The following is an 11,860-nucleotide window of genomic DNA, read 5'->3' on the forward strand; positions in this document are numbered from 1 at the left end:
CCGTGGCAGTCCGGACCGTTGTCGCCGCGCCCCGGATCGGCAGGCCGGGGCCGCTGGTCACGAGCGTCGCGCTGCTGCTGGTGGCGGCGACGTTCGTGCCGCTCGGATACATCGTTTCGACGGTCTTCTCCACCGGCCTCGAGCAGGCGAAGGAGCTGGTGTTCCGGCCCAGAGTCGGTGAGCTGCTGGAGAACACGGCCGCGCTGGTGGTGTGCACCGTGCCCATCTGCGTGGCGCTCGGTATCGGGCTGGCCTGGGTGGTCGAACGCACCGACGTGCCGGGGAAATCTTGGTGGGGGCCGGTTTTCGCGGCGCCGCTCGCGGTTCCGGCGTTCGTCAACAGCTATGCCTGGGTGAGCGTCTTTCCGACCATGCACGGTCTGTGGGCAGGCGTGGTGATCTCCACGATGTCCTACTTCCCGCTGGTCTATCTGCCCGCGGCGGCCACACTGCGCCGCCTGGATCCCGCGGTGGAGGAGTCGGCGCGGGCGCTGGGCTCGGGTCCGGTCGCGGTGTTCGCGCGGATCGTGCTGCCGCAGCTGCGCTTGGCGATCCTCGGTGGCGGGCTGCTCATCGGGCTGCATCTGCTCGCCGAGTACGGCGCCTTCGTGATGGTCCGGTTCGACACGTTCACCACGGCCATCTTCGAGCAGTACCAGTCCAGCTTCGCCGGTCCGGCAGGCAGCATGCTCGCCGGTGTGCTGGTGCTGTGCTGCCTGGCGCTGCTCGGGGCCGAGGCGGGGCTGCGCGGGCGGGCGCGCTACGCGCGGATCGGCAGCGGGGCGCCGCGCGCCGCGACCAGAACCCGGTTGGGCGTCGGCACGTTGCCGGTGCTGGCCGCGCTCGTCGCGGTGACGGCGGGCGCGCTGGGCGTGCCGCTGTGGACCATCGGACGCTGGTTGCGCATCGGCGGCGCGGCGGTGTGGGATCTCACCGATATCGGCAACGCGCTCGGGCAGACGATCGGACTCGCGTCGGTCGCCGCACTGCTCACCACCCTGTGCGCGTTCCCGGTCGCGTGGATCGCGGTGCGTTCCACCTCCGCGTTCGCGCGACTGGTCGAGGGCGCCAACTACATCACCAGTTCGCTGCCCGGCATCGTGATCGCGCTGGCCATGGTGACCGTGACCATCCGGTGGGCGCCCGCGCTCTACCAGACGGCGGGCATGGTGATCGCCGCCTATCTCCTGCTGTTCCTGCCCCGCGCCCTGGTCAGCGTGCGGGCCGGGCTCGCTCAGGTGCCGGTCGGCCTGGAGGAGGCGTCCCGGTCGCTGGGCAAATCGGGGGCCGCGACGTTCTTCCTGGTCACGCTGCGTCTCGCGGCGCCGGCCGCGGCTGCCGCCGCCGCACTGGTGTTCGTCGCCGTGGCGACCGAGCTGACCGCGACGCTGCTGCTGGCGCCCAACGGAACCCGCACGCTGGCGATGCGGTTCTGGAGCCTGTCGGGCGAATTGGACTACGCCGGCGCCGCGCCGTACGCCCTGATCATGATCGTCGCCGCGGTGCCGGTGACGTACCTGCTGTTCACCAACTCGCGGAAGGCGGCCGGGATATGAGTCGCGTTGTCGTCGCCGATGTCTCGAAGACCTTCGGCCACACCCGGGTGCTCGGCGGGATCACTCTCGACGTGCCGGATCACACCGCGACCGCGGTGGTCGGGTCGTCCGGGTGCGGCAAGACCACCCTGCTGCGCGTGATCGCCGGATTCGAGTCGCCGGATGCGGGTTCGGTGTCGATCGGAACGGAAACCGTTGTCGGTGAACGGGTAACGGTGCCGCCGCAGCGCCGCAACATCGGTTACGTCGCCCAGGACGGTGCGCTGTTCCCGCATCTGACCGTCGGCCAGAACATCGCCTACGGGCTGCCGGGCATGCGCCGCAACAGCCGCGGGCGGGTGCACGAACTGCTGGAGATGGTGTCGCTGGACGCGTCCTATGCCGACCGGCGACCGCATCAGCTCTCGGGCGGGCAGCAGCAGCGCGTCGCCCTGGCCCGCGCGCTGGCGCGCAAGCCGTCGGTGATGCTGTTGGACGAGCCGTTCAGCGCGCTGGACGCGGGCCTGCGCGCGACGACCAGGCAGGCGGTGGCCGACACGCTGCGCGAGGCGGGCATGACCAGCATTCTGGTGACGCACGATCAGGAGGAAGCACTCAGTTTCGCCGAGCAGGTCGCGGTGATGCGGGAGGGTCGCTTCACCCAGGTCGGAACGCCGGAAGAGGTCTACGCGACGCCGAAGGACCTGTTCACCGCGCGGTTCCTCGGCGATTGCGTGCTGTTGGACGCGGTGGTCGAGGCCGACGTGGCCAAGTGCGCGCTGGGCCGGATCCCGGTGCAGCGCGACGCCGCGTGCGGGCCGTCGACGATCATGCTGCGACCGGAACAGCTTGTCGCCCATGTCGCTTCGGAGAACGAGGCGGAGGCAGGCCGAGTGCGCGCCGTCGACTTCCGCGGCGCCGACGTCATCCTGACGATCGAACTGGACGGTTCCGGCACTCCCATTCTCGTACGCCGGGCCAGCGTCGCGGCCCCCGTCACCGGGCAGCGGGTTCGCCTGGAAGTGATCGGATCGGCGGTAGCGTATTCGGAGCCGAACCAAGCCGCCTGAAGCGGGATCGCGTCACGACCACGCGCCGCTTCCTGATGCGCCTCGGCGCTCGGCAGTGGCGTGACCGAGCACCGAGGACGTTTGGAGCGAGCGGCGGGAATTGAACCCGCGTAAACGGCTTTGCAGTTCTATGACCAGGAAAGTTGCAGGTCACGGCATCGTTTGCTGACGTTGGCATTGCGAGGCGACATGCGAAAACAGCGGTTTGGAACGTTGGTTTGGTTGGCTGAGGTTGGGCCTACTGCGGACTGAATGCGGACGACTCTCGGCGGTGGACGATGTTCCCCCGCCGATTTCGCATGTGCGGGTACCGCCCTTCCCTGCCCCCGACTTCGCTTATGGCTACCCTCGGCTGCGTGCGTGACGTGATGTATCCGGGCGGAGATTCGAAGCTGCGTGTAGCGCGAATGGCGGGCATTGCTTACGAGGATTGGATGCAGGATTGGCCGATCGAAGTGTCCGACCCGGACCGACTCGATGAGTTCGTCGATCTGTTGACCACGAACCAAGCGGACTGGGAACTGAGCTACTGGTTGCTGGAATTGGTTCTCGAGTCGGCCAGAGATGATCTCTCAGCGCAAACGGAGCCACTGGTCGACGTCCTGGTGACGGTGTGGGAGGCGACCAGAGCACCTGAGATAGCGCAGCAGTTCGAGTACTGGGCTTGCCTGGAAGCGTCCGACCCGGATGAGATGTTCGAGGTGAGCCCATTGGTTAGAGAGGCTCGACGACGAACAGGTCTGGACGCAAACTGACTGCTCGTCGCCCGACCGTTCATCCCACGTCGAGCTGGGGCATCTCCGGGTGACTTCCCTTCCCCTGCTTCCTCATACTTGCCGCCCTCAGCGGAAGTCGGTCGTGTCAAGGGCGCTCTTTCCCTTGACTCGGCCGAGTGGAGCGAGACAATCGGCGTATGAGGAGGCAGGGGTTTCGCAACCCAGCCAGGCTCCACGTACGCGGCGTCCGCCGTCGGATTCGTTCAGCAATTCATCGTGCAGGTCAGAGGTCCGCTGTTTCTGGAGCTCCAAGGACGGGACCACAACCGGTGGACCGGGTAGAGTGCCGGCCGATTCGTGCTCGGCTGCGGGAGGTCAATCGGGTACGGCTCCCGGCGTGCCCTGCACTGCTCGGTTGTTGGAGAAGTGAGCAAGAGTGTCCTGGAGCGACATTCCGGAGCGCAAGCGTGCTGCCGACGCGCTCGACGCACCGGTGTTCGAGGAGCCTGCGACGAGGACGCCGCCGTGCGGCGTAGCGCGGCGGCGGCGCGCATGCGCCGCCGCAGGCGCTCTTGATCCTATATAGCCAAATTCAGCAACAACTTCGGGACGTGCGGGCACGAACTATAGGCGAACGACTGCAACCGTCTTGTCGTCGTGACGCTTGGATCGGGGCAGGATGCGGCCGTATGGATCGGTGTGGGCTTCCCACTCGTGGCATCGAGCGAGGATCCTGTGAAGCGACGCGGGCGATTGCGCTGCGATCTCGGACCATTCGATACCGAGCGTCTCAATGGTGTCGCGTGCTCCGTCTGTTGTGACGACTGCCCAGGTGATCGCATCACGCGGGTAGCTGAGTGTCACTGCGTGTTCAGCGGCAGACGGATCGGCTTCTGCGATCCAATAGCCGGTGTGCTGGTTGCGCTTCGCTCTCTGCTGGCGTTGCAGTTCCTGGAGCAGTCTGCGGTGAGTCTCGTCGTAACCGGAACCTTTGGCCAGTCGGCGCTGGTATTCAGATGCTTCGGATATCGAGAGATTATTCAGCCGATCATCGGTGATTGTGTCGTGTTGCCCGTTCGTGCAACCAACGACGATGGTGCTGTCTCCAAGTACTAGTAGTTCGACCACGTCGTTGTTGACACGGACGACCGCGACGGTGCTGGATGGCGACGAGTACGGCTGTAGGTCGAGTTCGTCTGCTGCGGACTGGATCGCATCGGCTAAAGCCGTTGGCAGGCTCGTTTCCCGGCTGCACCTGTCAGCGAGTTCGCGCCCCAGCGCGTCAACGTATCGAGTGGCGGGCGGGATGCTCGGATCATGCGAGGTAGCACCATCGAGTACGACAACGCCGGTTTCAAAGATCACGGCGCGGTCCTCGCCGGTTTGCGCAGGCAGCTCGGCTATTGCAATCTCCACGGCCTCACTCCCGTGTGGTGAAAGGTCCGGCGAGGGCACGGCTGTCGGTTATGGACAGCTCGGTGTCGAAGTCGCATTCGATAACTGCGCTGGTGAAGCGGGCACTCGGCTCATAGAGCGAGGGCAGGTTGTTGTTGAGCCAGTGAGCTACACCGAGAGAGCCGATGCTGGTCACGCCCGCGATGTGGACGATGACGCGGCCGGCCTCGACTCGACGGGCGAGATAGCCGATATCAGTCCTGCTGGTGAGGTCCGCGCGGAACGGGGAGCCGTGGCGCCGTCCGGAGGCTTTCTCGATGAGGTACCAAGTCCCCTCGATATTCTCGAAGCTGAGAGCCTCGTCGGCGGCGAGCAGATGTCGAGCAACGGGGGCGGACTTAGGGCCACAGATCACCACCGCGTCCCCTACGGGTGGCTGCTCGGTGTCGGGGTCGATCGCGAAGCGCGACGATGCTAGGGCTAGGCGAGTCAACGTGGCCTCCACCTGCTCCTGAGTTGCCTGATCGCTCGCGTCGAAGAAGGGGCGTTCGCGGCCCTCCTCAACACCGAAGCGTCGCGGGATACCTATTGCGACAGGACCGACGCCGAAGAATGCTCGCTCGGGCGGCGGCGCACTCGTTCTGATCTGGCTAATCCGACTCTTGGTGATGCCCAGGAGCTCCGCGATTTCGGTGTAACTGAGGCCAGTCTGTCGAGCTTCTTCGATTGCCTCCTTGCGGAGTCTCGCTAGCTCGGTGGCTCGCTGTTGGTACAGCGTGATCAGGTCGGTTGCCCGCTGTCCGCGGCGAACCGGGTCCGGATCTGAACGGACCTTGTCGAAGTCGTCTATGCCAGCCACAGATCGAGTTTAGAACCCCTTGACGACAAACGTCATCCGGGCGTAGCCTCGCTGTTAATACCCCCTCAACCCTCCCGGTATTTGCCCGGATTTCGAGTTGAGAGGGTATCAACTCACTAAATCAAGGGGGTCGATCATGACTACGCCAAAGTTGACCATCGCGGCCGCGCTCCGCCCGCCGCGTTTGAACTACGCGGGTTTCTGCATCTACTGCTTGGCGGCGGGGTGTTCGCGGGCAGGGTGCATCGCGCAGCATGCGGCGTCGGAGTGGGTGTTATGCCCGGATTGCGGGGGCACGGGCTATGTGCGGGGTCATATCGACCCGGTGTGCGCGCATGCGCGGTGCGACTGCTGGGGCGGGCTGCTGGATGTGAATCTGGTGGCGCCGGAGCCGGTCGCGGTGGTGTCGTCGTCGGGGGCGGAGATCGGTGCGGCGTGGGATCGGTTCGATTCCTTGTTCGGTCACGAGGGCGCGGGTTCGGCCGGTGACGGGGTGGTGGCGTGATGGTCGACAGGATGGTTCCGCCCAGGGGTTCGCTGTTGATGGAGATTCGCGAATCGATGGGGTTGGGGCGCAAAGCGTTCGCCGCCCGGTTGGACGCGGTGGTTCCCCGTACCGGGTTCTCGGCTCCGATCACGTGGCATTCGATCCACGCGTGGGAGCTGGTCATCGGTGCACCTGATCACGTGTTGGAGGCGGCCGTGCGGATGGCGTTGGGCGTCACACACACGGTGGTTGATTTGGACGCGGTGGGGGTGTCGGCATGAGCGAGCAGACGCGCGGAAATGTGATCACGCTGCGGGGCCGGGCCGCTGAGCCGTTGCGTCCGCCTCGGTTGACGTTCGCCCGGCGCTGCATCTGGTGCGGCGAGGCGGATTACCAGCACCCGGATTGCATTGCGTTGCATGAGGTTTCGGTGTGGGCGGTGTGCCGTCTGTGCGACGGTACCGGGTTGGCGTTCTCTGGGCCGCAGGGCTGCACGTGCGCGTTCGGCCTGATCCACGTCGCTCCGGCGGTGCATCGGGTGCTGGGTGTCACCGGCAAGGGGCAGGTGGTGACCGAGGCGGGGCATTGGTCGAGCTACAACGACCGCACCTATTACGAGTACATGCATCCGCCGGTGGCCTCCAAGCGGGTCACGCCGGTCGTTGCCCTCGACGCGGGAACGGGTGAGGCGGTGGCCCTGTGACCACACCCCAGCCCATCGGCACGGCACCGGTCGGTGCTGTCGCGCCGAATCGCCAAACCGCCGCCGAGCGTCGGGCAATGCCGGACCTGCGGGATATCGCCGAAGCTGTCGCCGAACAGCACGGCGTGTGCGCTCGCGTGGTGCCGATGCGCGCGTTCGACACCAACACCGGCCGCGTCTCCTACGTCGGTGCTCCATGCAAGGCCACCGTGGCATCAACCTGCCCGGCGTGCGCGAAGGCGAACAAGTACGTGCGCGTGACCCAGCTGCGGGAGGGCTGGTGCGCCGAACACGAACCCGTGCAACCGGAACCGGTGGTCACCGAAGCACAAGCCGAAGTGCTGGCCACGCGGGCCGATCAGTTCAACCTGTACCACGACGCTCGCCGCGAGGGCGATGACGAACTCGCTGAGGCCATCAAGGATTTGGTGGCCGACCTCGACGCCGAGCTTCGGGAACTCGGTGTGCGTGATCGTCTGCCGCCGTTGGATGCCAAGCCGCGTCGCAAGGCCAAGTCCACCCGTCGCCGTGACGACCTGCCGGACCTTCCTCGCAAGAAGGTCGCGCGCACCACGATCGGCACCGCCTACGCGGGCGGCAAGTATCGGCCATCGACGTTCTTCACCCTCACCGTGGGCTCCTATGGGCGTATCAACCGTGTCCGTGACGAAGAGACCGGGAAGATGGTGCCGGACGGCTCCCCGGTCGATCCGGACTCCTACGACTACGCTCGCGCTGCCCGCGACATCATGCATATCAAGCGGTTGTTCGACCGGTGGGTGCAGAACCTGCGTCGCGCGGTGGGCTGGAACGTGCAGTACTGGGGCAGCGTGGAACCGCAGAAGCGCGGGGCTCCGCATCTGCACCTGGCTATCCGGGGCTCGGTCCCGACCCAGCTGCTGTATCAGGTGACTGCGGCGACCTACGTCAACATCTGGTGGCCCCACTTCGACCGCGAGGTCTACACGGGTGACAACATGCCGGTCTGGGATCACGCGGCCGGCACCTTCGTAGACCCGAAGACGAAGCGGGCGCTGACCTATTGGGATGACGCCCTGGCGGTCATGGACGAGGTTGACGAACTCGATCCCGCGTACACGCTGCGGTTCGGTGGCCAGTCCAAGGCGGTTCAAATCCTCGCGGGCACACCGGAAATGGATCGCAAGGTCGGCTATCTTACGAAGTACCTCACCAAGTCCGTGGCCGAAGTCCTGGACTCCGACAGTCCGCGCGTGAACCGTCACTACGACCGGTTGCACGCGGAGCTCCAGCGCACCCCGTGCTCACCAACCTGCGCAGTATGGCTGCGCTACGGCATCGTCCCGAAGGGCGCCACCGAGAAGACCCAGCCGGGCCACTGCCGGGGCCGCAACCATCGCCGTGACCTGCTCGGCGTTCCTGGTAAGCGCTGCGTGACCTCCACGAAGTGGAGCGGCAAGACCCTCCCCGACCACAAGGCCGAACGCCTGGAGTTCGTACGCAACGAACTCGCCGCGATCGGCATCATCCCGCCGGACACCTCGCACCTGCGTATCACCCCGGTCCGCCCCGGCGACCAGGACGCGCCGCCGCGTTCGCATCTGGTCATGGCGCTGGTCTCGGCGCGGATCAGCCAGCACGCGCAATACACGATGGCCCGGCTCGCAACGACCGGAGGTCCACCGGGTGATGACGTTGCGGCACAACCAAATTCGTTCACACACCGAGTGGCGGCATAGGGAGGAACTGACCAATGAGTGAGAACGACACCTTTCTCCGGGCGAAGCAGTGCGAGGAGCTGACCGGCATCCCGGAGGCGACGTGGCGGTGGTGGGCGCACGTCGGTCGCGGCCCGGAATCGTTCAAGCTGGGTCCGCGTCGGCGGGTGTGGCGCAAGTCCGTCGTGCTGGCCTGGATCGCGGAGCAGGAACGGCTGACCGGCACGGGTGAGGCTGCCTGATGGCTACTCGGCGTAACCCGCGTTCCGGGATCGAGGATCGCTGGTATCCGACTGTGGTTGTGACTGACCCGGTAACCGGCGCGAAGTCCAAGAAGAAGGAGAAGTCAGCCGAACGGTTCGGCAAGGGCAAGCGGTGGCGGGCTCGCTATGTCGACCCGAACGGCGTCGAGCGCTCCCAGTCGTTTGACACCAAGGCCGAGGCCCAACGCTGGCTGGACAGCGACGTGACGACCAGGTCGTGACCGGGACGTGGGTCGACCCCGACCGTAGTGGCGTCCTGTTCTCGGTGGTCGCGGAGAAGTGGTTCGCGACGAAGAAGTTCCGCAAGCCGAAGACGGTCGCGGGCTACCGGTCCCTGCTGGATACGCTCGTGCTGCCGCAGTGGGGCTCGGTACCGCTGCGGGATATCGACTTCGAGGACATACAGGACTGGGTGGTGAACCTGTCGGAGTCGGGTAGTGCCCGGTTCAAGGGACAGGGCCTGTCGGCGTCACGGGTGATCCAGGCGTATCAGGTGCTCGGCCAGGTGCTGCGGTTCGCGGTGAAGTCCAAGCGGCTCGCGAGCAACCCTGCGGTCGGCGTCGAGCTTCCTTCGATGCTGGCCGGTGAGCGGCGGTACCTCACTCACCTGGAGGTCATGCGGCTCGCCTTAGCGGCGGGCCGGTTGCGTCCGCTAGTGTTCACCCTCGCCTACACCGGTATCCGCATCGGTGAGGCATCGGCCCTGCGGGTGATGGACGTGGACCTGGCGAATCGGCGGCTCCGGATAACCCGTTCAGCAACTCCGGTCGCTGGGAAGGGGACCGTGGTGACGGACACGAAGAACCACAATTCGCGGGCGGTGCCGATCCCGGAAACGTTGGCAAAGGATCTCCGAGACCTCATGGAGGGCCGCGCGTTGACTGCGCAGCTGTTCCCGAGCGAGAAGGACGGCGGGCTGCTGGAATACAACGAGTTTCGTCGGGTGTTCAACGAGGCCGCGAACTCGGTCGGGCTCCGTGGCCTGGTGCCGCACGGCCTGCGTCATACCGCGGCGTCGCTGGCGATCAGTGCCGGGGCCAACATCAAGGTCGTCCAGCGGATGCTCGGTCACAAGACCGCGATGCTCACGCTCGATTTGTACGGCCACCTATTCCCTGACGACCTGGATGTCGTCGCGGCGGGGATGGAGGCCGGTGCCAGGGCTGCTGCGGACGAATTGCGGACCGCATGACGCAAAACCTGGCTCCGACCTCCCAAAAACAGCCCTGACCATTGAGCGAGCGGCGGGAATTGAACCCGCGTAAACGGCTTTGCAGACCGTTGCCTAAACCACTCAGCCACGCCCGCCTCGCCCTAGATAGTGCCCGTGGGCGACGGGCCGGCCCACCATTGCGCTCACGGTGATCCGAAGCCTGGCCGGATGCCCCCGCCCTCCTGTGGTGGCATGGAATGATCGGAACATGTCTCGGCCACGCCCGCTTCCGAACGATCCGATCGAGGAAGCCCACCGCCAGTGGGTCGGCCACGGCTGGGGGGATGTCGCCGACGGCATGGCCGCGGTGACGTCGCTGGTTCGGGCTCAGCAAATCGTGATGGCACGGGTGGACGAGGCGCTGAAACCCACGGGATTGACCTTCTCTCGCTATGAGTTGCTCCGGCTGCTCAGTTTCAGCAAAACCGGCGCGCTGCCGATGGCGAAGGCCAGCGCTCGCTTGCAGGTGCACCCAACCAGCGTCACCAACACCGTCGACCGGCTGGAGGCGGCGAAGCTCGTCGAGCGGGTACCGCATCCCAGCGACCGGCGCGCTACCTTGATCGAAATCACCGACGCCGGACGCGAATTGGTGGCGAAGGCGACCGAGGAGCTCAACGCGAAAGTCTTCGCGCTCCCCGGACTCCCACCGGAACGACTGCACACCCTCCTGCAACTGCTCGCCGAATTCCGACATGCCGCGGGCGACTTCGAGACCGCGGAGGGAACGGCGCGCTGGTCGGCCACGGCCACAGACTGATTCGGCGTACCGGTCGGTCGCATACCGCTGCCGACCGACCGAGGGATGACATTCCGGCATCCAACCGGCGAATTACCGGGCACGCCGTCTTGGCAGCGGAACGGAAAAGGTCCACCATGGAGATCATGGTGCTGGTCTTGGGTGTATCGGCGGGCGCTGGCGGCGCTCACGCGATGCTGACACACTCCGATCAGCCACACCTACCCCCGATCGATAGCTGCGAAGTGCCGCGGCGGGCGGGCGGCGGCGTCGAGGAATCGGTCCTCGAGGCGATCCGCCGGATGAACGGCGCCGCCGACCGGCGCGACGAGCTGATCTCGGGCACGGCGGTGACGTGCCGCTGTCCGCTGCACGCCGACGCCATCCGCGCAGGCGTCGGCGGCCGTGACGTGACCATCATCGACGAACCGCTCGCCCAGCTGCGCTACCTGCGCTTCACCGGGCAACTGCCGGACAGCGGCACGGTGATCCTCTACGACCTGGGCAGCTCGGGACTGACCATCACCCACGCCGATTGCCGCACCGACACGATTCTGTCCAGCAAACGCAGCACGGTACTCGGCGGCGACGGCTACGACGCGCTGTTGCGCTGGCGCCTGGCCCGCGACGGCGTGCTCACCGACACGCCGACCATCCGGCGTCATCGCGAAGAACTGAGCGAGGCAAGGGTGGTCACCGCGATCGACGACGGCACCGGCGACCGGGCCGTTCTCACCCGCAGCGACCTGGCCGAACTGTGCGCGGCGGGCATTCATCACTCGGTGTCGTTCGTGCGGCAGATCATCGACGAGACCGGCGTGCGACCGGAGGCCATGGTGCTGCTCGGCGGCTGCACCCGCAGTCCCAGCATTCGCGCCGAGCTGGCCGAACACATCGACCTGCCGATCGTCTACGACCCCGAACCCGACTTCGTCTCCGCGCGCGGCGCCGTGCTGCTCGCCGCGGAACGACGAGGCGGAGACGTCCGGATGGCGCGGCTACGCGCCGGAGCCACCCTGGTCCCGGCCACCGTCGACCGGCGCAAACTCATCGCGGCGGCGGCGGTCACCATCGCGCTGGGCGCCACCATCGCCGGACTGCTCGCCACGAACGAGGACGCGCCCCCGCCGGAAGGGAACAAGGTGCCCGCGAAGATCGTCGCGCCCCCCACCGGATAGCCGCC

14 protein-coding genes and 1 tRNA gene are annotated in these 11,860 nt (G+C 66.4%); 12 read left to right on the forward strand and 3 right to left on the reverse strand.

The genetic code is table 11. The features are described from left to right. The first annotated feature begins 2 nt into the window (after window positions 1-2). From ACIA5H_RS02915 to ACIA5H_RS02925, 3 genes are all read left to right on the forward strand, one after another. On the forward strand, window positions 3-1,556 hold the full coding sequence (locus tag ACIA5H_RS02915; RefSeq protein ID WP_397073512.1) for an ABC transporter permease: 1,554 nt from the start codon (window positions 3-5) through the stop codon (window positions 1,554-1,556). Next, on the forward strand, window positions 1,553-2,605 hold the full coding sequence (locus ACIA5H_RS02920) for an ABC transporter ATP-binding protein (protein WP_356969405.1): 1,053 nt from the start codon (window positions 1,553-1,555) through the stop codon (window positions 2,603-2,605). Before ACIA5H_RS02915 ends, ACIA5H_RS02920 begins: the two co-directional genes overlap by 4 nt. A gap of 356 nt (window positions 2,606-2,961) precedes the next feature. After that, complete coding sequence (locus tag ACIA5H_RS02925; protein ID WP_397073514.1) at window positions 2,962-3,360, forward strand: hypothetical protein; 399 nt, start codon at window positions 2,962-2,964, stop codon at window positions 3,358-3,360. Between the two features lie 585 nt (window positions 3,361-3,945). On the opposite strand, the gene ACIA5H_RS02930 is transcribed toward ACIA5H_RS02925, so the two are convergent. Then, window positions 3,946-4,737 carry a protein phosphatase 2C domain-containing protein gene (locus ACIA5H_RS02930; RefSeq protein ID WP_397073516.1) on the reverse strand — a complete coding sequence of 264 codons (792 nt, stop codon included), beginning with the start codon at window positions 4,735-4,737 and terminating at the stop codon, window positions 3,946-3,948. A gap of 4 nt (window positions 4,738-4,741) precedes the next feature. Beyond that, entirely contained in the window at window positions 4,742-5,575 is an 834-nt protein-coding gene (locus ACIA5H_RS02935) for a helix-turn-helix domain-containing protein (RefSeq protein WP_397073518.1), read from the reverse strand. Between the two features lie 136 nt (window positions 5,576-5,711). Here ACIA5H_RS02935 and ACIA5H_RS02940 point away from each other — a divergent pair, with 136 nt between their 5' ends. From ACIA5H_RS02940 to ACIA5H_RS02970, 7 genes are all read left to right on the forward strand, one after another. Beyond that, a complete protein-coding gene (locus tag ACIA5H_RS02940; protein ID WP_397073520.1) occupies window positions 5,712-6,080 on the forward strand; it encodes a hypothetical protein in 369 nt (122 codons plus the stop codon). An 11-nt stretch (window positions 6,081-6,091) separates the two neighbouring features. Beyond that, window positions 6,092-6,343: a hypothetical protein gene (locus ACIA5H_RS02945; protein WP_397073522.1), complete on the forward strand. Its 252-nt coding sequence runs from the start codon at window positions 6,092-6,094 to the stop codon at window positions 6,341-6,343. Continuing rightward, complete coding sequence (locus tag ACIA5H_RS02950) at window positions 6,340-6,765, forward strand: hypothetical protein (protein WP_397073524.1); 426 nt, start codon at window positions 6,340-6,342, stop codon at window positions 6,763-6,765. The genes ACIA5H_RS02945 and ACIA5H_RS02950 overlap by 4 nt, the downstream gene beginning before the upstream one ends. Before the next feature lie 77 nt (window positions 6,766-6,842). Beyond that, window positions 6,843-8,483, forward strand: coding sequence for a replication initiator (locus tag ACIA5H_RS02955; RefSeq protein WP_397073526.1), 1,641 nt, complete (start codon window positions 6,843-6,845; stop codon window positions 8,481-8,483). 14 nt (window positions 8,484-8,497) lie between these two features. After that, window positions 8,498-8,704, forward strand: a complete 207-nt coding sequence (locus tag ACIA5H_RS02960; protein WP_062971012.1) for an AlpA family transcriptional regulator — start codon at window positions 8,498-8,500, stop codon at window positions 8,702-8,704. 59 nt (window positions 8,705-8,763) lie between these two features. Beyond that, a complete protein-coding gene (locus ACIA5H_RS02965; RefSeq protein ID WP_397073529.1) occupies window positions 8,764-8,946 on the forward strand; it encodes a hypothetical protein in 183 nt (60 codons plus the stop codon). Beyond that, window positions 8,943-9,917, forward strand: a complete 975-nt coding sequence (locus ACIA5H_RS02970; protein WP_397073531.1) for a tyrosine-type recombinase/integrase — start codon at window positions 8,943-8,945, stop codon at window positions 9,915-9,917. The genes ACIA5H_RS02965 and ACIA5H_RS02970 overlap by 4 nt, the downstream gene beginning before the upstream one ends. 44 nt (window positions 9,918-9,961) lie before the next feature. Here the strand turns inward: ACIA5H_RS02970 and ACIA5H_RS02975 are convergent. Further along, window positions 9,962-10,033, reverse strand: a tRNA-Cys gene (locus ACIA5H_RS02975). Between the two features lie 113 nt (window positions 10,034-10,146). On the opposite strand from ACIA5H_RS02975, the gene ACIA5H_RS02980 reads away from it, so the two are divergent. After that, on the forward strand, window positions 10,147-10,698 hold the full coding sequence (locus ACIA5H_RS02980) for a MarR family transcriptional regulator (RefSeq protein ID WP_355073651.1): 552 nt from the start codon (window positions 10,147-10,149) through the stop codon (window positions 10,696-10,698). Between the two features lie 125 nt (window positions 10,699-10,823). After that, window positions 10,824-11,855: an Hsp70 family protein gene (locus tag ACIA5H_RS02985; protein WP_397073533.1), complete on the forward strand. Its 1,032-nt coding sequence runs from the start codon at window positions 10,824-10,826 to the stop codon at window positions 11,853-11,855. Window positions 11,856-11,860: the final 5 nt, after the last annotated feature.

The organism is Nocardia sp. NPDC051900 (assembly GCF_044452545.1).
GTDB classification, from domain to species: Bacteria; Actinomycetota; Actinomycetes; order Mycobacteriales; family Mycobacteriaceae; genus Nocardia; species Nocardia sichangensis.